We start from the raw sequence: 23,188 nt of genomic DNA, 5'->3' as shown, positions 1-23,188 counted from the left end.
GCGACCACCGAGTCCCGCTCCCGGCACCTGCGAGCGGAGGGTCGCCGCCCTCGGCATCCAACGGGGACTGGACTCTCATCGTCCATCCCACGCTGTACGAGATCACCGGACTTCAGGCTGCTCTGACAGTGGCCACCGACGCCCTCCACCTCACCAACCACCTGGCCGCTTCCTGACGCCATCCACCCCAACCGTTGAGGGCCGCCCCACGTCGGGGCAGCCCTCAGCTGGCTTATAAGGTCTTTGGGGCATCCGCCCTGACTACCCTGACTGTTCTTTTTCGGCCAGTTCCTCGGGCGTGCCGACGAAGGCGCGACCGCAGTCTGGCGGGAGTCGTTCGACCACCATCCCGATGGCAGCCTCCGCGGTCGGGGCGGGGCCGACGCTCTGGGACCGTGAGGGGCCGCCGACGAAGAAGCCGCCGCCCATCATCGGGGCGATGAACGGGATGTCCCAGGTCCAACGCGGCTCTGTGCACCGACTGAAGTGCAACTCGGCCATGCCGACCCAAGGGAACAGCTGCCGTAGTCGGGGCTCGGCGTAGGCGGCGCGTAGCAACTGGCCATCCACGCGTCGGGTGGTGAGCAGCTTCCCCCATGCGGCTTCGATGATGTCTTCCTCTGTCGCGCCCTCCGTCATGCCCCGCATTCTGCTCGACGTCGAACGATTTCGGCCAGCTCGGGGTGATAACTCTTGGCCCCGTGTCCCGGGCACTCCTCGCCTTCAGAGGGCGAACGTTTCGTGTCTCCCGTGTGGGCCAGGCAAGCGGCCGACTACGAGACGGTCAGGCGGGTGTAGTACCGCTGGACCCCACGGGAGGGGGCGGGCCCAGGCGTCAGCCGACTGGAGCGCTCTCTCCTGCACCAGCGGCGGCACGGGAACACGCATTCCCCGCCCACGCCCCCGACACCTGGAACCAGTGGCAACAGACCACCGGCCATCACCTCGCCGCCACCGGCCTCCCGATCCGCCTCAACCCCGGCCAGCGCATCAGCCTGATCCTCCCCGGCGAGGCCGGGATTTAAGGGTCAACGCCCATCGCCAGCTCCCAGCACTGTCGTCCACTGCCCGTGGAGCACGCGGATCGCAGCGCCCCTTTGCGCTGCCTGGTCGGCGTGTGGGGCAAGCCGGCGAGAGCGCCATGCGACCACTGGCGCGGCGGATTTCCCAAACGCTGGTCCCGATGCGGACGATCAGCCGGCTTGAGCCATTTCGCGGGGCCCGATGCCATACCGGGCCAGGTTGAACACTGCCCGGGCGGCGTAGCGTTTGAGGCAGCGGATGATCTCGCGCCGGGTTTTGCCCTCCGCGAGGCCCGCTCGTAGTAGATGCGGGTACGCGCATCGAACCGGAGCCGTGACTGCACAATCCGATACAGGGCGGCATTGGCTCTTCGATCGCCGCCGCGGTTGAGGCGGTGGCGATGCTGACGGCCGGAGGAGTACTCGACGGGGCCGGCCCCGCAGAGCGCCGCGAACGACGCCGCGCTCCGCAGACGTTCCGGGTTGTCACCCATCGTGACCAGCAAGGTGGCGGCACTGTCCGGGCCGATCCCCACCCGGGCGAGTAACCTGCGGAAAATGGCGCTCCATCAGTTCAGTCAGGCGTCGCTCCAAGCCACGAATCTGCCCGGTCAGCTGATCGATCCGCTGAGCCAACAGGCACAGGGTGATGCGGGTGGCTTGCTCCACGGCAGCTCTCGCGCCGTCGCCGCCCTCATGATCTCCGAATTGCGCGCAAGTCCTGACTAGGGCCGGATTCTTCAGGCCCCGCCAGTTGCTCGCGCGGGTCCGGATCGGCGGTGATCAGGACAGCCTTGAGCTGATTGATTGCCTGCGTGCGGGCCTTGACGGCGGAGTCCTTGGCCAGTTTGAACAGGCGGGCGCACTGCACCGGCGCATCCCCCGCCTTGGCCCGTGGAGAGCACGACGGCCACATGAACATCCCGGTGTGTATCCACGCCAAGGATGACCTCGCCCACAACAGGTGGACCGCGTCCAGGACTTGGGGGGGTTCATCACGGCGCACCTCCTACTCTTGGAGCCTGCAGGCCCACGCCACCGGGCCATCGAAGCGGTCAGCAGTGAGGCAGTGCCCAGTTCACAGCACGGCCATCCCTGGGACACGCCTCAACAACCCGGCAGCAGCACATCCCGCACTGGTGATCGACGAAGAACGGACCGGACACTCGGGTCCGATTTCTCACGAGCCAGAACCCAGCGCGCGGGTACATCAACCGGTATACCCAGGCGGCATGGCCTGCGATCACTCGGAGCGCAGAGCAGTTTCAAGCGTGGCGATCTGATACGGCGGCGCATCTCCGCGCACGCGGAGATGGGCGCCCTGTATAGCCCTACGAACATCCGCGCCACCTGGGACGGAACAGGGAGCGTGGAAGATGCTTCAGGGGCAGCCCAAAGCAGTGAGCCTCGACGACACGACGGCCAGATGGTGCGAGGTCGCCCACGCTCGCCACTCCGTCCCGCCGCCTGCTTTCGCCCGCCGCCGTTTCGCACATTCCTCAAGACGAGCGTCTCCCCACGACGTACCCGCGCCGGTGGGCGGCCAGTAGGGCGAGGAGACCAGGTCACGGCTGAGGGTGAAGAAGTCGTCGTTGCCGGGACGGGTCTTTGGATAGACAAAGACCTGCCAATCTGCCGCCGTGGTGTAACGCATGTTGGGATGCGGAGTCCCACGAGCCTGGAGAGGCATTCGCGGGTGCGTCACACCGAAGTCGCCGAAGTCAGGCACTTCTCCACGCCACTGGTCGCGAACCTGCTTCCAGAGAAGCGCATCTTCCCTCACTACCGGCGTTGCTCGTCCGCGCGGGAAATTCGTCAGATTTACCGGGAAGGCACCAGCAGCCACGCACTCATGGCGCCAAGGCCACTGCGTCATGTGCTCGAGCGTGTCCAGCACCTCAACTGCCAGTGCTGTCCTTCCATCCCGAGAATGCACAGGCCCAGCGTCAATGATCAGATCTATTTCCTCCGGCGCAGCGCGGAGTGTTCGGAGCATCTCGCGGACTCGTTCATCGTCCGGGCGGCATTCTTGTGCGTCACGAGCCGACGAGATGCGTAGACAACCGCCCTGCTGGTGCCACGCCATCACCGCACGAACCTCGGCGAGCGTCTCGTCGGTATCAGTACCTCTGAAGACCGGGCACATCGCGACCTGGCGCCAGCTCAGCGACTCGCCGACCCTCACCATCGGACCGCCAGCATCGCCCTTGAGTACCCGCGCTGCCGGCAAGGCTCCGCAGTCGACCGTGAGGACCATTCCATTCGGAACATCTTCCATCGCACGGTCACAGAAGGTCTCCAGAAGATCCCGAACGTCGCAGTCGGGCACGACCTCCATCACCGGACGAATCTGGGACTGCACCTCCGCCGACGCATGCCCCAGTGCCAGAAACTCCCCCGCCTTGCCCTTGAGAATTGGAACGTAGGCCACCGGCTCCCCCAAGCACAGCACGCACTCAACCAGTTGAAGTACCAACCACTCGGCTCAGAATGACGCATCGTTCCCATACTCGACAGAGTCTCGAATCAGCCATCCCGGCTCAAAATGCGGCGAACACCGGTTGCTGACAGAGCAATCGGCGATCCCCTGGAATGGCCCCACGCCTCACGGTCGATATGGTCTGTGTCCTATGGGGATACCAATCACGGGGGCCGCGGCATGGAACGTCCCGGCCCAGATGCCGCCGACAGCTGTCGAACACGCACTGACCGAGGCAAAATGGCGCGGGGACTGGGACGGCTACATACGGGTGCTGTTGCAGGCGGACACGTTCGTGTACGTGTTCAGAGAGCGGGCTCATGCCAAGGGGCGCGCCGCCCCGTGGCTGCCCTTCCGGACCCCTGACGGCCGTGAGCACATCGCTCTTCACACCCGCGGCGAGCTGCTGGCTCGCCGCCCCGACGTGGTGGCCCAGCAGATCAGTTTGCCGGTCCCGTCGTACGAGTGGTGGGGCGAGGAAACGGCCGGGCTGCTGATCAATCCCGGTACCCCGAGCGAGGCATACTTCCCAGACGCCCGTAATACCCGGCGGCACTGGAAGGCCCTCAAAAAGCAAGTGCCGCAGCGCGGCCACGACGACGACGCACTGATCACGAAGAACACCGGCCCCTTGCACGGCCCGCTCGCACACGGTCTGGCCTGCGGCTCCCACCTCGCTGTACACAACCAGGTGTTCTGGAACGACCTCGGCGACGTCTACAACGATTACCACCAAGACGTCGAGTTGCTGCGCGAATCCTGGGGCGTCACCGACCGGGCGAACTGGCTTCAGCAGCTCACACACCTGCTCAACGGCCAGAACAGCCCGCCCCAGCCGGAGTTCGCGCTGATGGTGCGCCGCGCCATCGCCCGAAGTGTCCCCGGGGCTCACAGCGACCCACAGTTGTGGCGGCAGGTGGCCACCGATCGTCTGCGTGAGCGCGGCGCCGCCCAGGAAGACATCGCCGAAGTGCAGTCCCTCATCGGCCAGATCGTTCGCTACGAAGCCCGCTTCCGCGCCGACGGGCTCCTGCCGCCTGATGGCTACGTCACCTCAGCCCTTGGCTACGACTACGGCCGTGCGGTGAACTTCGCTCGATGGGGGCTGGGTGCGCGCTTCGCCGAGGAACCCGAGGCAGCCCGGGCCGTGACCGCTGCCGGTGAGCTGTGCCGGGAACGGTACGCATCCTGGGAGGAGTTCTCCGCCGGCTACATCCTGGGCCGCGTACTGCGCTTCGACGAGGAGGCATTCGGCCACGCCTACGGGTCCGCACTGAGTCCACACCGCATCCTCACCACGGACCCCGGTAGCCCCTGGCGGAATATCGCGTTCGGATTGCACGCCCCATGAACCTGTGATCGGTGTCCAGCGCGTCGCGAGGTCCGTGATCCCGAGGTGGTCAATCCGTCTCTGGCCTACCCGCCCTTCGCACTGTGAGAGTGCCTCGACCTCTCAGCCTCCTCGCGCGTCTTTGGCGCGGCGAGCGCGGGTGGCGGCTCAACGCGCGCGCCGACTGCGGGCAGTCGCTTCGCGCTGTACCGGGGCTTTCGTGCGGTGTATGGCTTCGCGCCGAGTGCCTACCAGCGCGCCCTACTGTTGTGCCGCGCCCGCGCACTCCTGGCCGAGGGCACGGCACCGTCGACGGCGGCCGCCGAGGCCAGCTTCGCCGACCAGACTCATCTCCCTCGATGGTTCACCCGCACCTGCAGTGTCACCCCGGCTGCCTATCGTCCGGCGCTCCGCAACGAAAGCCAATTGCCGCAGAGCACAGCGCGGAGCTTCCTGCCATAGGGGGCTGCCGTAACCCACCATGAGCCTGCAACGGCCATGAAGTCGATCAGGCCGCAGCGGGCGCCGGGCCGGTGGGGGCGAAGAGCGGAAGGCTGCGGCATATGTTCAGCCGTACCTCAAAAGCACGACCTACCGCTGCCGTCACTGAACACCCATGGCAAGCCCATCGCAGGACGAGCCCCCGCGGAGCCAGCCAGGGGGGTTTCTCACCTCTCACATGCCCCTATGACGGGGATCATGATTGTGTGGGCCTGACCAGGTGGAACACCTCGCGGGCGACGTAGCGTTGCGGCACCGGACGATTGCACCGCCCAATCCAGCCGAGGCCCTCTACCAGGCCGGTCTGACAGCCGAAGGGCGATCGGAATCAGTTTCCGCCGCATTCAGCACCCTGCCGGAGCGTGATGTCATCCGCCCCGCTGCCTGCACCCGCAGTGCCGACATCGTTTAGCCGAACTGCACCGCACGCCGCGGCACCTTACGCACATGGCTGGATCACGCCAGCCCGATCATCGGGAACCGTCCAGGACCCCAGGCTTGTCGACATCACAAGGCACCGAAGGGGAGGGATACGGACGTGGACGCTCTCGCGGCTGCGGTACACACGCTTCTGGAAGATCCGGATGCATCTACGGGAGTGGAGGTGCCGACCTCGGAAGAAGCGGCACGCGCCGTCCGGCTTCTCGATCAGGGGCTGCGCAGCGGCCGTGGGGTCCACCGCAAGATGGCCGAGGGCGCGCTGCACGGCGCCAAGACACTCTCGACCGACCGGCTCCAGGTCCTCTCCGAGTTCGTCCAGAACTCCGACGATGCGGGAGCCGGACAGCTGCGCATCCTGCTGCGGTCCGACGACATTCTGGTCGCCCACGACGGAGCCGGCCTGCGCCTGGCTGATGTCCTACCGCTCGGCATGCCCTGGCTCAGCGGCAAGACAGCCGACGCCGAAGTCACCGGCCGGTTCGGCATCGGACTGTCCACGCTCAGGGCACTCACCACGGTGTGGGAGGTGCACTGCCACCCACTCCACGTGCGCTTCTCCGGTACCAACCTCGAACCCGCGGCGCCGCCGGAACTCCCCGACGGGATCTCCGGACCCGAGTGGACCGTCTTCCGCATCCCGCTGGCCCCCGGCACACCGACCGCGGCCCAGCTCCTTGAATGGTTCGAGGACTGGAACGACGCTTCCCTGCTCTTCCTGCGTCACCTCCGCAGCCTCGAGGTGACGGCGGGCGGGCACAGCACCGTACTAACCTGTCCTGGGAAGATGTGACACAGCGTCGGCTCCTGATCGAAGGAGTCGAGCACGAGGTCAATGTGCAGCACGCCCGGGCGACCGACGGAGCGCTTTGACGTGTGTACACGGCGCAGGTAACACCGCACCCCGACTGGGAACGGAGCCACACGCCACTGGGCCCGATCGTTCCCGTGGGCGTCGCGCTGCCCATGGAGCGTGGGACGAACGGCAGCGTCCATGCCGGCCTGCCCGTCGCCCCGCTGGACGTGGCGGCCCGCGTCCACACCCAGTTGAGGAAGTGCCCGGCCATCCTGCGAAGCGAGGTCCGGCGCATCGTCTGGGTCCTGATCAACGGCGAGCTGCGCCCCACCTACATCCAGGAACGGGGCTTTCAGAACCGGACACGCGACGGCGTCATCAGCATGCGCGACAACATCCTGCAGTGGCTGAAGTTCTCCCGCTGGCTCGGTCGGCAAGGCGTCTCCCAGCTCAGCGACTGCACCATGGAGCATTGGAAGGCGTACGCCGCCAAGGCCACCAGCGGCTGCACGCGCGGTTATGCCCTGACGGTTCTGCGCTGGCTCTCGGACCTGTGGGCCTTCGACCAGTTGTCGGCCAGCCCGTGCGGCATTACGCGGCCTCCTCGGGTGGACGAGGGCATCGACGACTATCTGCCTGCCGAGACGGGAGGCACCGGCGGGGAGAACAGAACCGAGCCACTGGATCCGACCGCAATCGCTCCTCTGCTCACCTGGTCGATCCGCATGGTCGAGGACTTCTCCGACGACATCCTGGCCGCCTGGGCCGAGCGCCGTCGTATGCACGCCCGCGTGACGGCCACGCCGAGCGCCCGAGGGGGTCTGGCGGCCGTCAAGAACTACCTGCAGCCGCTGGTTGATTCCGGGGCTCCCCTGCCCGCCACCGTGAGCCGAAAGCACGGCATCACCCTGGCCCATCACTACGTCGCGGCGGTCACGGGAGCTAGCTGGAACCAGGTCCACGACTTCGCTACTCGGCGCGGGCTCCGTGCGCTCGCCGCCCGGCGGCCCGGCCCCAGCCCGATGCAGGTGCCGGTGACCGGCCGGATCGAGGGGCGGCCCTGGCGCAGTTCATGGACTACGAGGAGACGCCGATTCTGGTGCGTCACCTGGCCACGGCCGCCGCCATCGTGATCTTGTATTTGACCGGGATGCGCCCCCAGGAGGCGCGGTCGCTGCGGTCCGGCTGCTGTCCCGACCCGCAACCGAACCCCGACGGCTCCAGGCCGCGGCATCTGATCCGAGCCCACCACTACAAGAACGTCCGCGACTCTGACGGCCACCACATCTCCGCTGGTGAGGAGCGCGCCGTCCCCTGGGTCGCGATCACCCCCGTCGTGAACGCCATCCGGATTCTGGAGCGCATCGTCCCCAAGGGCGAGCTGTTGTTCAGCTCCACCCACCACGATGTCGTCTCCCAGCGCAAGCACCACGGTGCGCTGAAGCGGGGCACCCTGGACCGCCGCGTCGAGAATCTCGTGTCGTGGATCAACCAGGAGGCCACCGCCCAGGGCCTGGACGCCCAGATGGTGCCGGAGGACCCGCACGGCAACCTTGGACTAAGTCGCCTGCGCAGAACCCTCGCTTGGCACATCGCCCGCCGCCCCGGCGGTCTGGTCGCCCTCGCCATCCAGTACGGACACATGCGCACCGCCCTGGACGCCCGCACCTCCACCGGCTACGGCAACCGCGGTCGTCGGGGGTTCCACGGGGAGCTCGACGTCGAGACCGCCCTCGCGGCCGCGCAGACCGCGGCGCGGCCGCGCGACGCCACTGCGGCCGGCGAGAAGATCTCCGGACCGGCAGCTCGGCGGGCGATCGTCGGAGCAACCTCGATGCCCGGCTTCGAAGGCGCCCTGACCACCCCGAAGGCCGCCGCCAAGTTCCTCGCGCGCGATGGCCTCGTGCTTTTCGACAACCCGGACGCGTTCCTCATCTGCGCTTTCAAGCGCGACACGGCCCTTTGCGACCCGGAGCCTGGGGCGACGGCACCCAACCAGTTTGCTTGCCAGCTCGGCTGTGGCAACGCGGTCCGCACCGACAGTCACGCACGCGCGGCACGAGAGCACGCCGAGCGGCTCGATGCGAAAGCAGCCAACGTGCCCCATCCCCTGGGCAACCGGCTCCACCGGACCGCCGACCGCTTCCGCGCGCTCGCCGACGCCCACGACTCCGCCGCCCAGACCGCCGAGGAAGCTGTCGCATGAACGAACAGCACGTTGACGAACGCACCCGCATCCGCGCGGCCATGGACCGCCTCTTGGCCGGCCAGCCCACCTGCTCCAACGGCAGCCTCACGGTGGTCGCTCTCGCCGCAGAGGCCGGTGTTCACCGCATGGCTCTGCAGAAGCGCCACGCCGACCTCAAGGAGGAGTTCTACGCGCGGGTGCGTACGGAAACGCACCAGACACCGGAAGTCGAGAGTCGGCTTCGCAAAGAGGTCGTCCGCCTGAAGGAAGCTCTCAAGGACTCCCGGGCCGCCGAGGCCGCGTCCCGGCATCGAGCGGAGCAGATGGCCCTTGCAGCGGCCGTCCTCATCCTCCGGCAACCCGATGCCCAGGACCACCCCGCCCCCGACAACGTCATCCCGCTCCACCCCTCCGGCGACTAAGGGAGAGAGCAGGGCGTCAGGCGGCGACGCCAAGCTCCTCGCGGGTCCGGTGGATGAACGCGCGGACGGCCGACTCGCGCCGCCGGGGGGGAGGGCGGCATTGAACTCTCGGATGTCGTCCTTGGCCCGGCTCGACTGGACGCGGGCGAGGATGTCGATGGAGCGGTTGCCGAGCTCAAGGCCGTGGTCGAGGTCAAGGGCCGTGATATTCGAGTCGGCTTGAGGGCCTCTGGCCTCCGCTGCTGCCGGTGACCGCTCCTCGCCCAGCCCATTGAGCAGCGCGTCGAGGGCCGGATGAGTGTCACGCCTCGCGGATTCATCAGGTGGTGTGGTTTGTCTGCTGTTTGGTCGCTTTAGCTGATCTTGCCCGCAGATGATCGAGGGGCGCCCGGTTGCCGGCTTGGGGGACGTGTTCGTGGTCTCCGGCGTGCCTGGCCGCATGCACTGTACGACCAAGAGAAATGGCTCATCGTGCATTTGACTCCGCATGAGCGGGAGCGCCTGTTGATCCATGTCGCGGCCGACGTTGCGCAAAGGCGCCGCGAGCGCGGGCTGCGCCTCAACTATCCAGAAGTGATGGCCCTGCTGACGGTGCACGTCTTTGAGGCGGCGCGCGACGGCAAGACGGTCAGCGACATCATGGACTCGGGTCGGCAGTTGTTCACCCGTGATGAGGTGATGGACGGCGTCCCGGAAATGATCAAGAACGTCCAGGTGGAGGCCACCTTCCCGGACGGCACCAAGCTGGTCACCATCCACGACCCGATCCCGGAGGGCGCAGAGGAGAGCGAGGACCACTCGGTCCACCCGGGCAAGGTCGAGCACCCCCAGCCGCCCCGCAAGCCAGGCCCCCCGGTCGGCTGCGGCGACAGCGGCGACTCGCCTGTGTGCTGCGACGAGGACGACAAGGCCGCCCGGTACGACGCGATCTACTTCAACGTGCACCTGGACGGGGACGCCCAGGGCGTCAGCCTGCAGGAGGACGCCGCCACTCTGCCAGGGCCGGGCCGGACGAAGATCAAGGTGAAGAACGAGTCGGACCGTCCCATTCAGGTCGCCTCCCACTATCACTTCGCCGAGGTCAACCCGGGGCTCAAGGTCCTCAGCATCGAGGTCCCGGCCGGTCAGGCAGTCCCGGATGACCGCCGTCTGTGGAACTGCGAGGCGGCGAAGGGCCGACGGCTCAACATCGCCGCCGGCACGTCCGTGCGCTTCGAACCGGGCGACGAGTGCTGTGTGGAACTGGTGCAGATCCAGGGTGCTGTCACGGCCGGCGGCAGCAGCACCAGCGACCTGACCAAGATCCAGGGACTGCGCGAGGGGATCGTCCGATGAGCAACCCGCAGGGACAAGCCCCCGGCCAGGCGCCGAAGCCGGTGAAGAACGCCCCGAAGTCGAGTAATGAGCTGACGCGGGCGGATTACACCGCGCTGTACGGGCCGACTACTCGGGACCGGGTCCGGCTCGCCGACACCGATCTCACGCTGGAGATCGAGGCCGACTGGAGCGGCGGGCCTTCGTACAGCGGAAATGAGATGGTCTTCGGCGGCGGCAAGGTGATCCGCGAGTCGATGGGAATGTCGCACCTCGCCAGGGACGGGAGGGACGGCAAGGGCAAGGCCACGGACCACAGGCCCGTGGACACCGTCATCACGGGCGCGCTGATCCTCGACTGGTGGGGCGTGGTCAAGGCCGACATCGGTGTCCGCGACGGCAGGATCGCGGCCATCGGCAAGGCGTACAACCCCGAGACGATGGACAAGATCGCAAGCTTCGAGATGCCGGATCGTGGGCCCACGAAGCCAGCCCCGCCGGTGACGCCGACAAACTTCGTCATCGGGCCAAGCACCGAGGTGGTCTCCGGCAATGGGCGGATCCTCACCGCAGGTGGTGTGGACACCCATGTCCACTTCATCTGCCCCGGGGAGATCCACGAGGCGCTGGCTTCGGGGGTGACCACCTTGATCGGCGGCGGCACGGGGCCGGCCGAGGGCAGTACGGCCACCACCGTGACCCCGGGCGCATGGCACATCAGGCGGGTCTTCGAGGCGCTGGATGAGTTCCCGGTCAACATCGGTCTGCTCGGCAAGGGCAGCACGATGAACGAGCACGAGCTCAACGCGCAGGTGGACGCCGGTGTCTGCGGTTTCAAGATTCACGAGGACTGGGGCGCCACGCCCGCGGTGATCGACCGGGCCCTGGATGTCTGTGAAGAGCGCGGGGTCCAGCTCGCTCTGCACGCCGACTCGCTGAACGAGTCGGGGTTCCTGGAGAGCACGCGGGCGGCCTTCACCGGCGACGGCAGGGACGCCGGGGGCAAGTTCACCGAGAAGAAGGCACGCTCCATCCATATCTTCCATGTCGAGGGTGCCGGCGGCGGTCACGCGCCGGACATGATCGAGCTGGTCAAGGAGCCGAACGTGCTGCCGGCCTCGACCAACCCGACGCGTCCTTTGACGGTCAACACCGTCAAGGAGCACATGGACATGATGATCGTGTGCCATCACCTCAACCCGGAGATTGAGGCGGACATGGCCTTCGCCGACTCCCGGATCCGGCCGTCCACCATGGCCGCGGAGGACCTCCTGCACGACATGGGCGCCATCTCCATGATGTCCTCCGATGCCCAGGCGATGGGCCGCATCGGCGAGATGATCATGCGTACCTGGCAGACCGCGCACGTCATGAAGGCCCGCTACGGCCCGCTGCCTGAAGACCTGCAGAGCGCGAACGTCCGAACGATCCGCGAGGACAACGAGGACCACCAGGACAAGCAGCACTCCTTCAACGACCGGCAGCGGCAGCCGAACGACAACTTCCGGGCGCGCCGGTACGTCGCCAAGTACACGATCAACCCGGCGATCACGCACGGCATCGACGGCCACGTCGGCTCCGTGCAGACGGGGAAGCTCGCCGACCTGGTGCTGTGGGAGCCGAAGTTCTTCGGCGTCAAGCCGCACATGCTTCTCAAGGGCGGCCAGCTCGCGTACGCGCAGGTCGGCGACGCCAACGCGTCGATCCCCACGCCGCAGCCCTATCAGCCGCGCCCGGTCTGGGGCTCCACAGGCCGCTCCCCGGGACGCAACTCGGTGAACTTCACGGCTCCGGGCGTGGCCGGCAACCTGAACGGAGACGGCACGAGCAGTCATCCCGGTCTCGGGCTCGGCAAGGACTTCGTGGACATCACCAGCACCCGGCATGTCACGAAGGCCGACATGAAACTGAACGACACCGTGCCCGACAGCCTCGAAGTCGACCACAACAGCTTCGAGGTCACCATCGGCGGCGCGAGAACGACCGACACCCGCACCGAACTCAATGGTGCGACCGTGCCGCGCTCCTACGTCACCGAAGTACCCCTGGCACAGCGGTACTTCCTCTTCTAAAAGCCGCCTTCTGCCCGGCCGCCGGAGCAACAGCACCGCGGCCGGGCCCCCGGGCGGGCAGGCCGCGACCGCCGACGCTCGGCACACTTCCGACCCTGCGAAAGGCAGCCGCTCACCCATGAGCCGTGCAGCCCTGCTCCTGCTGGCCGACGGCCGCTTCCCCGCAGGAGGGCACGCCCACTCCGGCGGCGTCGAAGCCGCCATCGCTCACCAAGCCGTCCACGACACCGACAGCCTTCAGGCATTCTGCCGCGGCCGTCTGCACACCACCGGCCTGACCACGGCCGGCCTGGCAGCCGCAGCCGCAGCCGGCATCGACCCGCTGCTGCTGGACAACGCCGCCGACGCACGCACTCCCGCCCCCGCGCTGCGCGCCGTCGCCCGCCGGCTCGGCCGGCAGATGATGCGCGCAGCCCGTGCCACCTTCCCCTCCGAGGACCTGGAACGGCTGGCCGCCGCACGTCCCCAGGGCGCCCACCAGCCGATCGTGCTGGGCCTGGCCGCCCGGGCCGCCGGGCTCACCCCACTGGACGCCGCCCATGCCGCCGCCTACGAGAACGCCGGCGGCCCGGCCACCGCGGCAGTGCGCCTGCTCAGCCTCGACCCGCTCGACGCCTCCGGGCTGCTGGCCCGCCTCAGCACCGACATCGACGCCGTCGCCGAAGCTGCCGCCCAGGCCGCCGACCGCGTCGCAGTCGAGGGCGTCGACGCCTTGCCGTCGGCGTCCTCGCCGCTGCTGGACATCACCGGTGAACAGCACGCCGCCTGGACCGTCCGGCTCTTCGCCTCCTGACACCCTCCCTGCCCACCTGGAGTTCTTCGTGCACCTCGACCCCCCCGACACCATGCCGCAGCGCCACACCCACAGCGCCGAGCCGCTCCGCGTCGACGGCAGCCGCCGAGCCCTCCGTGTCGGCCTGGGCGGGCCCGTCGGCTCCGGCAAAACGGCCAGCGTCGCCGCGCTCTGCCGCACCCTGCGCGACCGATGGTCTATCGCCGTCGTCACCAACGACATCTACACCCGAGAGGACGCCGAGTACCTGCTGCGCGAGGCCGTGCTGCCGCCCGAGCGGATCACCGCGGTGGAGACCGGCGCCTGCCCACACACCGCGATTCGCGACGACATCTCCGCCAACCTCGAAGCCGTCGAACACCTGGAGGAGACCCTCCATCCCCTCGACCTCGTGCTCGTCGAGTCCGGTGGCGACAACCTAACCGCCACCTTCTCCAAGGGCCTCGTCGATGTGCAGATCTTCGTCATCGACGTCTCCAGCGGCGACGACATCCCTCGCAAGGGAGGCCCCGGCATCACCACCGCCGACCTCCTCCTCGTCAACAAAACCGACCTCGCCCCGCACGTCGGCGCCGACCTCGCCACCATGGCCTCCGACGCCAAACGGCAACGCGGCGACCTTCCCGTCATGTTCACCAGCCTCACCTCCGACGACGGCATCCGCGAGGTCGCCGACTGGATCACCGCCCACCTCACCGAGTGGCACACCAAGGCAGCCGTATGAAGGCCGCCCCACAACTCGCCACGGACCAGGCAGCGTCGACCGGACACCTCTCCGGCACCGACGCGCCCACCGGACACCCGCAAGGAGTGCGGGCAACAGCCCGCATCCACGCCACCTACAACGGACGCACTACCACCCTTCCGCAGCTGCACAGTGACGGCCCGTTCCACCTCCGACGCATGCGCAGCGACAAGAACACCGCCAAGGTGGGGATCATCGGCGCGATGAGCGCCCCCCTCGGCGGCGACCGGCTCACCATCGACATCACGGCCGGGAACCGGGCCGCCTTGGAGGTTACGACGGCCGCCGCCACGCTCGCCCTGCGCGGGCCCACCACCGCCCCGGCACACTACGACGTACGGCTCACCGTCGGCGAACACACCAGCCTGCGCTGGCTGCCCCAGCCACTGATCAGCGCCGCCGGCAGCAACCTCCGACAGACCTACACCGTCGAACTCGCCGCAACTTCTCGGCTGTTACTGCGAGAGGAACAGCTCCTGGGCCGGGCCAACGAGGAACCGGGCCACCTCGTCAGCCGACTCCTGATCCACCGCGCCGGAAAACCACTGCTCGATCAGCAGACGGCATATGGGGACCCAGAACCCGGCTGGGACGGCCCAGCTGTCCTGCACGGACACCGCGCCGTCGGCCAACTCCTACTCGTCAACCCGGAGATGAACACCCCCCGCGAGCCCGTCCTCCTCCGCCAGGGGTCCCGGGACGGGTGCGCCGTCCTCACACCGTTGGCCAGCGGCCCGGCACTGCTCGCCACTGCCCTCGCACCGACCTCCTCGGCCCTTCGGGAACTCCTCGACGAAGCCCTCGCATACGCCCTCCACAGGTAGCGCGGACGGCCCACCGCCTCTCGGCAGACGGCGGGGCACCTCCTCCTCACCGCAGCCATGATCAGGCCCCGGAGATTGCGGCTTTTCTGTAGGGAGTTTGCCGACCTGCTGCTGCACCTGACCGAGTGGCCGCAGTTCTCCCACATCGACCCACCCCGATCCGCCGACCGCACCGCCACCCCGCGCTTCATCAACGGACGCGGCACCCTGAACACCGACACCTGGCGCGACGCCGGATGGACCGTCCGCACCTCGAACGCCGGGCCGGCTGATCCGCCAAGCCGGCGGTGACCGCGGACGCCCCGACCCGGCCCGCGCCGCCCGGCGCACAGGCGTCTGCGGCAAGGCCGTCCGCGCCCGGATCAGCGGCGGGCACGCCCGGTACTCCTCCCAGCCACCGGACATGCCCGTTGCCCTACAGCCCTCTGCGCGGCCCGGGCCCGACCGGCCGCGCAGAGGTGAGGGCATCGACACCTCTTCGGCGGTGGCCGTCAGGCCGCCTTCGTCTCGTCGATCATGGCAATCAGCGCCGAGGAGCCGGCCCCGACCACCTCACCGCCCTTCTCGCCCCGGCGGAAGAGGACGAAGGTCGGCATTCCCCTCACGCCGACTTCATGCCCGATTTCGGCCGTCGCGTCGACATCGACCGAGGCGAACGCGATCTCGGGATGCTTCACCGCAAGCTTCTCGACGACCGGTGAGATTTGCTTGCTCGGCCCGCTCCAGACAGCAAAGAACATGACCAGGGTGTACTGGTCCTGGGCGATCACCGTGTCGAACTGGCTTTGCTCGTGAGCTCTCTCATGTGCCGCTCCTGCCGCTTCCCCGGTGTGATCCAACTGGTCTGACTCTTCGCTAACGAACCGCGACTGCCCAGGACATGCACATCGGCAAGTCCGAGCCAGGGCCGCAGATCAGACCCGCCGATCCACCGGCGTCTGGTGCTCCGCGTCCGCTGTCGCCGGGCGTAAGGAGACTGGTGACCTCGGTGTACAGCGGGTATCAGTGAGAACGATCACGGGCCGGTCGGCTCGAGGGTGCTGACGCGGTTCTCGTACTCACGGCGGGCCTTGCGCTGGGCAGGAACAGCCGGGACGCCCTGGCCGCCGTCGAGCGGCTGGCAGCGGGCGAGGAGCCGGCTGTGCACGGCCGGGACGGCGGTCACGCGCAGGGTGTAGCCCTGGCCGCGCCGTACGGCGCCCCCTGGTCGAGCGCGGCCTGCTCGCCTCGTCTACACCATCCCGCTGCGCGCCCTGCCAGGCGCCGAACCCGGCATGGTCACCGACGGCTCCGCCAGCATCGGCAGGCACCCCGCGCCCGTACGGTTCCTGGCAAGGCTCCCCTAACCGCAACCACCGCACCCTCGCACCTGCATGGAAGGTTCCCTCCGGCCATGTTCCGGCGAAGCTTTCGGACCAAAGCCTGCTGCGGAGACCAAAACGCTGCAAGGGGTGGCCCAGCTGCCCTCGTTCTACCGGGAGGGATACGGGGTGTGAGGTCCGGCCGCGCCGAAGGTGTGATGCCCAGTACGAACTGCGGGGGCTTACAGGCCGCCGACCTTCGCGGGCAGCTCCTGCAGCACCACGGCGATGCCGCCGGGCTTGGCCGGGTCGACGAACGGGACCGGGGCCGTGAGCTCGTGCAGGTCACCGCGCGGGGGGGTACTGGGTGAGCCGGGCGACCAGCGCGGCTTCACCCTGCGGGCGGAGCACGAGCGGGTCGCTGCCGGGCCGCTCGACGGTCAGGGTGCAGGTGCTCAGGTCCACGCGGTGCTCGAACCGGGGCACGGCGAGCGGGTCCTCGCCCAGGAACCGGCCGACATAGCGGACCGTGCAGATCTGCACCGCGGTGCCCAGCCGGTGCGCGTCCGTACGACGCAGCGCGATCAGATCGCGGTCGTCATCATCGAGAAAGAAGAACCGCTCCAGCTCCGGGTGCGTGGGCGCCTCGGTGAACGTCCCGTACGCCTCGGCCTGCTCATCAGTCAGAAACTCCACCGGCACGAGGCGGACCGTAGCCAGCGTCGGCACCCGCTCGACGATCTTTCCGTGAACCTCAGTGAGGCCGCGGAACGGTGTGCTAGCTGACCAAGATCAATCTCACCGGGATTTCCTGTACGCCTACTACTCGCACATTCGTCGCCCAACCCCGTGGCACCTCCGCAATCGGCGCACGCGGCCGGGCGAGAGCCGATAACAGCGTCCTGGCGGTCGTGGAAGCGATGGCACACTGATCTGCCCAACTTGCCCATCACACCTGGGAGATCACCTGATGAACGCCACCCCCGCCGTCGACGCCCACCGAACCGAAGCAGCCGAGGATCGCACCGGCGGCTGCCTCTGCGGTCGCATCCGCTTCACCGCCCAGGGCCCCGCAGTCTTCCCCCACACCTGTGAATGTGGACATTGCCAAAAACTCGGCGGCACCCCCGTGATGTGGTGGGTGGGCTTCGAGACGATCACCTGGATCGGCGAGGGTGGCGAGCCGACCTGGTACGAGACCTTCCCCGGTGAGGCGAAGCGCGGCTTCTGCCCGACCTGCGGCAGCCGCGTCGCGGCGATCGACAGCGACATCCCGGAGATCGGCATCAACGTCACCGCCCTCGACGACACCAGCGGCGAAGACCTCGTGCCGATCCACGCCTCATTCCACGACAACGCTGTGCGCTCGCTGCCCTCGGTAGCGAAGACAGAGTCCACCACGGCCAGCTGACCGAGAGCCGACAGAAGTCCAAAGCAGTCCAGGGACGCTCAGGGCACTTCAGAAATGCGCGGGGCTACTTCCTGGATGAATTCGGGCTGTCGCCCCACCGAGACGAAAGCGGAAGCGAGAGCTAGAACGTTGGATTTTTGGGCGGTGTCGGTTTCGACGAGTCTGGGTGCGCGGAGCATCGGGACATCGGCGATGAATTGTGAGCCGCCCGCGAACGGGCCCGTCGAATTCATCGAAGAGCCCACAACGCGCCTGTAAACACGGCAGAGTTGGTCTTACAGGAACTGCTCATCCCGTTCGTTGGATGGCCGTCCCGCACCTTCGACGGCCGCCACCGCGCGCCGCCACCTAGAGGAGCCACAAGACGTGAACACAAGGACCTGACAGGGAAACCTGCGTGGGGGTGGTCGGCCTCCTCCGGCGGCGGCACCTCGGACGAGTGAAGACCCGGGCTAGGGAGGCTCGGTGTTCCCGGGGGTGTGACGTCGCTGCTGGCCGACTCGTCGACACCGCACTGGGTTTCCCCGCTGTGGACGCCGTGAGCCAGCCTCAACGGTAAAAGCGAGAGGAGTCTTCACGTCAAAGGACCAGGGCTACCGGACCGAGTTGGTGACCGAGGGCCCGTCCGACGAGCCAGAGGACTGTTGAGCGCGCGGCGTTCCGATCAGTCTGGGGTGAGGGACGCTTACAAGGACGTCAGCAGGGATCGGCAGGTCCGGACTGGCGCTGACCAGTCGCTGGATGATGGCGAGGACCTCAGTGACGGTGACCTCATCCATGCTGGCGGTCTCGGTGTAGCCCTTATATCGCATGAGCCCTTTATCGGCTTGGGTGGTCGCACCTAGCGCCCGAACTTCGGCCTTGATCGCCCTCTCTACCAACGTAGCCTCGGCGCCGAGTGCAAATGACCAGCGGCCCACCTCGTGACCGAAACCCTGGCGTGCGTGTTCCCGGAGACGATTTACCACGTCGTTAGCCTTCCCCCACTTTAGAAATCGGATCTCGTAGTTGACGACGAGGTAGATGTGCGCTGGCTCCCCCTGCTTGAAACTTGTATCCGAGCACGTTGTGCAGCCACCTTGACCACCGTTCCGGATGTCGTTCAGGCGCGGACCGGGACGAATTTTTACCTTGCACACCATGCAGGTGCAGGGCCAAGGATCATTTACACGGCCCGGGTACGGGACATCAGGCTTCAGCTTGGCATCCAGCATGCTCTGTAAGGCGGAGGCTGATTGCAAGCGCCGTGCGTTAGCCGTGCGAACGCGACCGCACGCCGTGCAAACATGCCCGAGCTGCTTGATGACGCTATAGGTTGTCTTACTGCCTACGTGACCGCAACGCGCACACTCCAATGGCCACGGATCGTCTGCTCCGGTGTACGGAGCGAGCGGGATCAAGTCATTGGCCCGGGCAAACTCTGCGGCTTCTTCGGCGTCGGCACGGTTACTGTCACCGATGCGGTCTCGTTTGCACTGTTTATCGCAGAGTCCCACGCCCTTACGCATGGCATTCGAGTACGCCGGGTAGATCAAGGCGCCACACCTCAAGCAGATGCACTCGATCCCCTCTCGGTTGTTCTTATAGTCGCCGACGACAATGGCGCCACGGCCTTCAAGGGCACGCACTACCTCAGAGAGAGGCAGCCGCAGGGCCTCAGCAGCCAGATCTTGTCCGCAGGGCGCGCAGACACCTTGGCGTTTCGCGTTGCTCAGCGTTGGGCTTGCAGGCTGCTTACACGCCAGACAGATACCTGGCCACGGGGCGTCGACGCACCCTGGATACGGCACAGTCGGTTCCATGCCGTAGCTGATCATCCGCTTCCGCGCGATCTCCGGGTCGAGCTTCCGTACCACCGGGCCCCCTCTGCCGTTGTCCGCGCTGACGGTATCGGGCACCACCGACAAATGTGCCCGCCGTCCAGGGTCGGCCAGGGTGAGCAGCAAAGGTGGGTTGGCCGGAGGGTTGCCGGCAGGGTGTTGATCGTTCGTGCGGCACAAGACGGCGTCCGGGCAGGGGACCAAGCCGAGTTCGGTGGGGATCGCTTCGCTGCCTTGCAGGCGGATGGGTGCATCGGCGATGGCGAGCCAGCGGTTGGCTTCGTGGGCGAGGAGGGGACCGAAGCGGAAGGACTTCGACAGGGCCAGGGCGGTGCCGTCGAAGCCGGTCATGACGTCTTTGGCGCCGCGCCATTGGTAGATGGCCTGGGCGGAGTCGCCGACCATGACGAGCTGGGCGTGGCTGCGCTGGTTGTTGAGAATCTGCTCGACGACGGGGTTGGTGTCCTGCGCTTCGTCGAGGAGCAGGAAGTCTGCGGCGATCTTCGCGTTCATGAGGGACCAGATCTTGAGGTAGTGGTCGTGGTCGAAGCGGACCTTGCCCTCGTCCGGGTGTTGGAGGTCGGCCCAGGCAGGGTCTACACCGCCATCGGCGGTGAACCGCACGCCCTCGACAACATCCGGGAGCTCTGGCCGAAGCTCTGGCCCTACGTCTCCGAGGACACCCGCTTCTGGTGCGGCACCCGCCTCGCGCGCTTCCTGGCCAACGCCGACCAGGCACAGGCAGCCCTAGCTCGTCAGCTCATCGACCTTGTGCAGGGCGGCAGTTACCTGCCCCAGGAGATCAAGGTCACGGAGTTGGCCGAGGCGATCGAAGACCTGCTGAACGTGCATCTCGCCTGGGACAACTTCTACAACGAGCCCCGAGTGGCCCGCCGGCTCGCCGAGCTCGTCGGACAGCACGGGTCCGTTCCGGGAAACCTCGTCCGCCAGTACGTCAAGACCCTGGTCACGGTGTTCCTCACCAACGGCCACGGCGAGGCGGACGTCGCCAACCCGATCTACCTCGACTTGATCGGCCGATTCGACCCGGAGCAGGCTTCACTCGCTCTCCGGGCCTTCGCCAACGCCGAGATCTCAAGCCAGCTGCAGCGTTCGTTGTCCCAGAAGAAGTGGGACGAGCTCCTGAACGTGATCGACGTCAAGATCACCGGACCGCCCGAACGTGAACTTCTGGAGGCGGTCCGCGAGTTCCCGGGCACCCCGGACAAGCTCCGACTCGACTCTGGCGTCAAGCGCTACCTCGCCGCACTGCCGAACTGAGCTCAGAGCGCCATGAAGAACGGCCACGAACTCGCTGAAGTCTGCCGGTCGGAACGGACTTCCTGCGGCGGGTTCGTGGCCGTTCTACTGCCAGAATCCGGGAACCCGTCGGTTTCAACTGGCTTCAGGTGTGATGTCGGCCAGCGGGTTGACGAGTTCGTCGAAGAGGGTATTGCCCTTCCTGTCCGTGACGCCGATCTGGACGGGCCAGGCCGTGTGGAGCCCGGGAGTCTGGATGTCGAGGGCGAGCAGTTCCGCGCGATCGCCACCCGCCTCGACAAACTTGCCCACCGCTACCGGGCCGGAGTCCACCTGGCCTCACTCCTCCTCTGGCTCCGAGAACCCACCCAAGATCCTTTGTCAGACAGTGCCTAGGAGCACGCCGGACCGGAGCCTCCGGAGAACGCGTGAAGAGCCGGGGCGAAGCAATGCGGAGCGCAAGGCGGAGGGACGTCCGGATACTGAGCGTATCCGGACGTCCCGGCAACGCCGCAAGGTCCCGTAGCTGTCGTCGTGCGCCCGCCAGGGATTACGCGTCAGCCCTCAACGCCCCGCGGAAAACGGGTCTGTCAGATCCCGCTTGTGTCCCTGATCCATTGCCTGAGCGTCATGGTCCCGCCCTTGCCGTCGGTCTGCCAGAGGGAGCCGCCACCCGTCCAACGGCTGGTCGGGGGGCCGCCTCCGCCTGAAATGATGCCGATGAGCGCCAGTTGACCATTGCTGTCCTTGCGGAGGATGGGCCCTCCTGAGTCGCCCGGTTCGGCGTATCCGGTGAGTGCACCCGCCGCTTGGGCGGTCGCTTCCATATTCTGGATGGTGTTGCTCTTGCTGACCTTTGCTTCGCCCGCTTTCAGGGTGCCGCCGGCGTAGCCCATGAGGGTTACTGCGGTGTCATGTGCGGGAATTGAGGCATCGCCGTCCAGCGGGATGTATCCATTCGAGCCCTTGTCGCCGCCCAAGATGTTTGCTCCCGCCGCTTCAGTCGAAAGGTGAAGCAACGCCATGTCGCTGAACGGAGCCAGGTATGTCTTATCGACCGTGATTGCTACTGGTTCGGGTTCGTTCCGATGAACGGCGAAATTCGCCGTGTCCGGCACTACACAGTGCCGAGCCGTCAGCACCCACTGCGCAGCTATCAAGGCTCCCGAACAACGGTTGGGTCCGACGTAGACGACAGAGCTCGGACTGGTCTTCGCCTCCGCCCCGCCTCCGATCGCGTGGGCCGTGCCACTGGACGCGACCGCCAGGGCCGCGGCGGCTCCGACCGCTGCCAACGTAGCCCTTCTCACTGCTCGCCTCGTTCTCAAGGACAACTCCCTTCTCAGACGCCTTCCGCTCGAAGAGCCGAGCGGAACGTGCAACCTGCTACGCTGCGACCTTACCTAAACCGATTCGGTTTAGGTAAGCCCCATCTCGGCACCCTCAGCCTCTGGCTAGCGATCGTGTGCATGCCAGATGCAGGAGCCGCCTGTACGGGCTCTTCCGAGCGACGACAAGCAAAGGACAAACCGATGACGGCGGAAGGCAGTCGAGCCCGCGTCGCGATCGTGACCGGGGCGGGAAACCCTGATGGCATTGGATTTGCCTGCGCGCTGCGACTGGGGACTCAGGGAAATCGAGTAGTGCTGACCGCGACGACGGAGCGGATCCGTCAGCGTGTCGCCGAGCTGGCAGAGCAAGGGGTTGAGGCTGTCGCCGTAGTGGCCGACTTGACTGAGCCCGCTGCTGCTGAGTCTTTGGTGCAGATAGCCCTGGAACGTTTCGGCGGGCTTGATGTCCTGGTCAACAACGCGGGGATGACCTCGGTGAGTGATCCCGAGCAGTCGGCACCATTCAGCCAGCTGTCGAACGCTCAGTGGCACTCTGCGCTACGGCGGAATCTGGACACCGCGTTCCACGTCACTCGAGCCGCCGTGCGACCCATGGTCGAGGCCGGCTACGGGCGGATCGTGAATATCGCCTCGGTCTCGGGCCCGGTTATGGCCTATGCGGGGGATGCTGCTTACCACGCCGCCAAGGCGGGACTCGTGGGCCTGACCCGGGCCGTGGCTGTGGAGACTGCCGCGCACCACGTCACCGTGAACGCCGTGGCGCCGGGCTGGATCGCTACCGGATCCAGCACCGAACGCGAGCGGAGGATGGGTACAGCTACTTTGGCGGGCCGTTCGGGCACACCCGACGAGGTTGCCGCGCTTGTCGCGTTCCTGGCCTCCCCGGACTCGAGCTACATCATCGGGCAGGTGCTCACCGTGGACGGCGGCAACGGCATCCAGGAGGAGCGCGGCTAGGCCCGTCCTCCGCCTTCGGATCCACACCCACCACTTCCTGCGGGACGTCGATTGCGTACGCCTGCCTGACGTCACGGGCGAGACAACGGTGTGGTCAGGAACTTCTCCGGTTGCTGATGTGCAGCCCTTCGCTGGTGGCGGGCCACCGTCCCCACGGCCAGCC

General features: G+C 67.1%; 23 protein-coding genes and 3 pseudogenes. 17 read left to right on the top strand and 9 right to left on the bottom strand.

Features of this window, described 5'->3' with window-relative positions; all coding sequences use genetic code 11:
- Window positions 1-261: 261 nt before the first annotated feature.
- The 4 genes from ACFWJW_RS03720 to ACFWJW_RS03705 form a co-directional block, all read right to left on the bottom strand.
- Window positions 262-639, bottom strand: a complete 378-nt coding sequence (locus ACFWJW_RS03720) for a DUF6193 family natural product biosynthesis protein (RefSeq protein WP_355793305.1) — start codon at window positions 637-639, stop codon at window positions 262-264.
- A gap of 382 nt (window positions 640-1,021) precedes the next feature.
- On the bottom strand, window positions 1,022-1,516 hold the full coding sequence (locus ACFWJW_RS03715; protein WP_387234405.1) for a transposase: 495 nt from the start codon (window positions 1,514-1,516) through the stop codon (window positions 1,022-1,024).
- A 200-nt stretch (window positions 1,517-1,716) separates the two neighbouring features.
- On the bottom strand, window positions 1,717-1,944 hold the full coding sequence (locus ACFWJW_RS03710; protein ID WP_387234341.1) for a hypothetical protein: 228 nt from the start codon (window positions 1,942-1,944) through the stop codon (window positions 1,717-1,719).
- Window positions 1,945-2,403: 459 nt separating this feature from the next.
- On the bottom strand, window positions 2,404-3,453 hold the full coding sequence (locus ACFWJW_RS03705; RefSeq protein WP_387234338.1) for a hypothetical protein: 1,050 nt from the start codon (window positions 3,451-3,453) through the stop codon (window positions 2,404-2,406).
- 199 nt (window positions 3,454-3,652) lie between these two features.
- Between ACFWJW_RS03705 and ACFWJW_RS03700 the strand changes: the two genes are divergently transcribed.
- From ACFWJW_RS03700 to ACFWJW_RS03640, 13 genes and pseudogenes are all read left to right on the top strand, one after another.
- A complete protein-coding gene (locus ACFWJW_RS03700) occupies window positions 3,653-4,852 on the top strand; it encodes a DUF1266 domain-containing protein (protein WP_387234336.1) in 1,200 nt (399 codons plus the stop codon).
- A gap of 183 nt (window positions 4,853-5,035) precedes the next feature.
- Entirely contained in the window at window positions 5,036-5,293 is a 258-nt protein-coding gene (locus ACFWJW_RS03695) for a helix-turn-helix domain-containing protein (protein WP_387234402.1), read from the top strand.
- Window positions 5,294-5,936: 643 nt separating this feature from the next.
- Window positions 5,937-6,563 (top strand): ATP-binding protein, encoded by a 627-nt coding sequence (locus ACFWJW_RS03690; protein WP_387234333.1) that lies wholly within the window; start codon window positions 5,937-5,939, stop codon window positions 6,561-6,563.
- A gap of 155 nt (window positions 6,564-6,718) precedes the next feature.
- The gene (locus tag ACFWJW_RS03685; RefSeq protein ID WP_387234330.1) at window positions 6,719-7,699 is read left to right on the top strand and encodes a hypothetical protein; all 981 of its coding nucleotides are present in this window, start codon (window positions 6,719-6,721) and stop codon (window positions 7,697-7,699) included.
- The gene (locus tag ACFWJW_RS03680; RefSeq protein WP_387234327.1) at window positions 7,639-8,772 is read left to right on the top strand and encodes a hypothetical protein; all 1,134 of its coding nucleotides are present in this window, start codon (window positions 7,639-7,641) and stop codon (window positions 8,770-8,772) included. Before ACFWJW_RS03685 ends, ACFWJW_RS03680 begins: the two co-directional genes overlap by 61 nt.
- The gene (locus ACFWJW_RS03675) at window positions 8,769-9,176 is read left to right on the top strand and encodes a hypothetical protein (protein WP_387234324.1); all 408 of its coding nucleotides are present in this window, start codon (window positions 8,769-8,771) and stop codon (window positions 9,174-9,176) included. The genes ACFWJW_RS03680 and ACFWJW_RS03675 overlap by 4 nt, the downstream gene beginning before the upstream one ends.
- 471 nt (window positions 9,177-9,647) lie before the next feature.
- A pseudogene (locus ACFWJW_RS03670) lies at window positions 9,648-9,944 on the top strand (urease subunit gamma); the annotation flags it as partial.
- 117 nt (window positions 9,945-10,061) lie between these two features.
- Window positions 10,062-10,511: an urease subunit beta gene (locus tag ACFWJW_RS03665; protein ID WP_387234400.1), complete on the top strand. Its 450-nt coding sequence runs from the start codon at window positions 10,062-10,064 to the stop codon at window positions 10,509-10,511.
- Window positions 10,508-12,562, top strand: coding sequence for an urease subunit alpha (locus ACFWJW_RS03660; RefSeq protein ID WP_387234321.1), 2,055 nt, complete (start codon window positions 10,508-10,510; stop codon window positions 12,560-12,562). The genes ACFWJW_RS03665 and ACFWJW_RS03660 overlap by 4 nt, the downstream gene beginning before the upstream one ends.
- A 118-nt stretch (window positions 12,563-12,680) precedes the next feature.
- Window positions 12,681-13,355, top strand: coding sequence for an urease accessory protein UreF (locus tag ACFWJW_RS03655; protein ID WP_387234318.1), 675 nt, complete (start codon window positions 12,681-12,683; stop codon window positions 13,353-13,355).
- A gap of 28 nt (window positions 13,356-13,383) precedes the next feature.
- Window positions 13,384-14,079: an urease accessory protein UreG gene (gene ureG, locus ACFWJW_RS03650; RefSeq protein ID WP_387234315.1), complete on the top strand. Its 696-nt coding sequence runs from the start codon at window positions 13,384-13,386 to the stop codon at window positions 14,077-14,079.
- Entirely contained in the window at window positions 14,076-14,924 is an 849-nt protein-coding gene (locus ACFWJW_RS03645; protein WP_387234312.1) for an urease accessory protein UreD, read from the top strand. The genes ureG and ACFWJW_RS03645 overlap by 4 nt, the downstream gene beginning before the upstream one ends.
- A 75-nt stretch (window positions 14,925-14,999) precedes the next feature.
- Entirely contained in the window at window positions 15,000-15,215 is a 216-nt protein-coding gene (locus tag ACFWJW_RS03640; RefSeq protein ID WP_387234309.1) for a hypothetical protein, read from the top strand.
- Between the two features lie 200 nt (window positions 15,216-15,415).
- Here the strand turns inward: ACFWJW_RS03640 and ACFWJW_RS03635 are convergent, their stop codons facing one another.
- The 3 genes and pseudogenes from ACFWJW_RS03635 to ACFWJW_RS03625 form a co-directional block, all read right to left on the bottom strand.
- Window positions 15,416-15,763, bottom strand: coding sequence for a thioredoxin family protein (locus ACFWJW_RS03635; protein ID WP_387234307.1), 348 nt, complete (start codon window positions 15,761-15,763; stop codon window positions 15,416-15,418).
- 176 nt (window positions 15,764-15,939) lie between these two features.
- The gene (locus ACFWJW_RS03630; RefSeq protein WP_387234304.1) at window positions 15,940-16,089 is read right to left on the bottom strand and encodes a hypothetical protein; all 150 of its coding nucleotides are present in this window, start codon (window positions 16,087-16,089) and stop codon (window positions 15,940-15,942) included.
- Window positions 16,090-16,705: 616 nt separating this feature from the next.
- Window positions 16,706-16,927: pseudogene (locus ACFWJW_RS03625) on the bottom strand (DUF4158 domain-containing protein); the annotation flags it as partial.
- A gap of 268 nt (window positions 16,928-17,195) precedes the next feature.
- On the opposite strand from ACFWJW_RS03625, the gene ACFWJW_RS03620 reads away from it, so the two are divergent.
- Window positions 17,196-17,636: a GFA family protein gene (locus ACFWJW_RS03620; RefSeq protein ID WP_387234302.1), complete on the top strand. Its 441-nt coding sequence runs from the start codon at window positions 17,196-17,198 to the stop codon at window positions 17,634-17,636.
- A 593-nt stretch (window positions 17,637-18,229) separates the two neighbouring features.
- Here the strand turns inward: ACFWJW_RS03620 and ACFWJW_RS03615 are convergent.
- Entirely contained in the window at window positions 18,230-19,969 is a 1,740-nt protein-coding gene (locus tag ACFWJW_RS03615; RefSeq protein WP_387234299.1) for a UvrD-helicase domain-containing protein, read from the bottom strand.
- A 27-nt stretch (window positions 19,970-19,996) separates the two neighbouring features.
- Between ACFWJW_RS03615 and ACFWJW_RS03610 the strand changes: the two genes are divergently transcribed.
- Window positions 19,997-20,737, top strand: coding sequence for a hypothetical protein (locus ACFWJW_RS03610; RefSeq protein ID WP_387234296.1), 741 nt, complete (start codon window positions 19,997-19,999; stop codon window positions 20,735-20,737).
- A gap of 246 nt (window positions 20,738-20,983) precedes the next feature.
- Window positions 20,984-21,112 (top strand): annotated as a pseudogene (locus ACFWJW_RS03605) (IS5/IS1182 family transposase); the annotation flags it as partial.
- A 194-nt stretch (window positions 21,113-21,306) separates the two neighbouring features.
- On the opposite strand, the gene ACFWJW_RS03600 reads toward ACFWJW_RS03605, so the two are convergent.
- Window positions 21,307-22,026 (bottom strand): trypsin-like serine protease, encoded by a 720-nt coding sequence (locus tag ACFWJW_RS03600; RefSeq protein ID WP_387234294.1) that lies wholly within the window; start codon window positions 22,024-22,026, stop codon window positions 21,307-21,309.
- Between the two features lie 222 nt (window positions 22,027-22,248).
- Here ACFWJW_RS03600 and ACFWJW_RS03595 point away from each other — a divergent pair, with 222 nt between their 5' ends.
- Window positions 22,249-23,025 (top strand): SDR family NAD(P)-dependent oxidoreductase, encoded by a 777-nt coding sequence (locus ACFWJW_RS03595; protein WP_387234291.1) that lies wholly within the window; start codon window positions 22,249-22,251, stop codon window positions 23,023-23,025.
- The last annotated feature ends 163 nt before the right edge of the window (window positions 23,026-23,188 follow it).

Origin of the sequence: Streptomyces sp. NPDC127097, from assembly GCF_042724075.1 — a bacterium.
Classification (GTDB): domain Bacteria; phylum Actinomycetota; class Actinomycetes; order Streptomycetales; family Streptomycetaceae; genus Streptomyces.
This window is presented reverse-complemented; position numbering and strand designations above follow the sequence as displayed.

Excerpts from the sequence above, each read along its gene's own strand:
- ACFWJW_RS03720 (WP_355793305.1), bottom strand. The coding sequence starts at position 639 with ATGACGGAGGGCGCGACAGAGGAAGACATCATCGAAGCCGCATGGGGG.
- ACFWJW_RS03715 (WP_387234405.1), bottom strand. The coding sequence starts at position 1,516 with ATGGGTGACAACCCGGAACGTCTGCGGAGCGCGGCGTCGTTCGCGGCG.
- ACFWJW_RS03710 (WP_387234341.1), bottom strand. The coding sequence starts at position 1,944 with ATGTTCATGTGGCCGTCGTGCTCTCCACGGGCCAAGGCGGGGGATGCG.
- ACFWJW_RS03700 (WP_387234336.1), top strand. The coding sequence starts at position 3,653 with ATGGGGATACCAATCACGGGGGCCGCGGCATGGAACGTCCCGGCCCAG.
- ACFWJW_RS03680 (WP_387234327.1), top strand. The coding sequence starts at position 7,639 with ATGGACTACGAGGAGACGCCGATTCTGGTGCGTCACCTGGCCACGGCC.
- ACFWJW_RS03675 (WP_387234324.1), top strand. The coding sequence starts at position 8,769 with ATGAACGAACAGCACGTTGACGAACGCACCCGCATCCGCGCGGCCATG.
- ACFWJW_RS03660 (WP_387234321.1), top strand. The coding sequence starts at position 10,508 with ATGAGCAACCCGCAGGGACAAGCCCCCGGCCAGGCGCCGAAGCCGGTG.
- ACFWJW_RS03655 (WP_387234318.1), top strand. The coding sequence starts at position 12,681 with ATGAGCCGTGCAGCCCTGCTCCTGCTGGCCGACGGCCGCTTCCCCGCA.
- ACFWJW_RS03645 (WP_387234312.1), top strand. The coding sequence starts at position 14,076 with ATGAAGGCCGCCCCACAACTCGCCACGGACCAGGCAGCGTCGACCGGA.
- ACFWJW_RS03620 (WP_387234302.1), top strand. The coding sequence starts at position 17,196 with ATGAACGCCACCCCCGCCGTCGACGCCCACCGAACCGAAGCAGCCGAG.
- ACFWJW_RS03615 (WP_387234299.1), bottom strand. The coding sequence starts at position 19,969 with ATGAACGCGAAGATCGCCGCAGACTTCCTGCTCCTCGACGAAGCGCAG.
- ACFWJW_RS03595 (WP_387234291.1), top strand. The coding sequence starts at position 22,249 with ATGACGGCGGAAGGCAGTCGAGCCCGCGTCGCGATCGTGACCGGGGCG.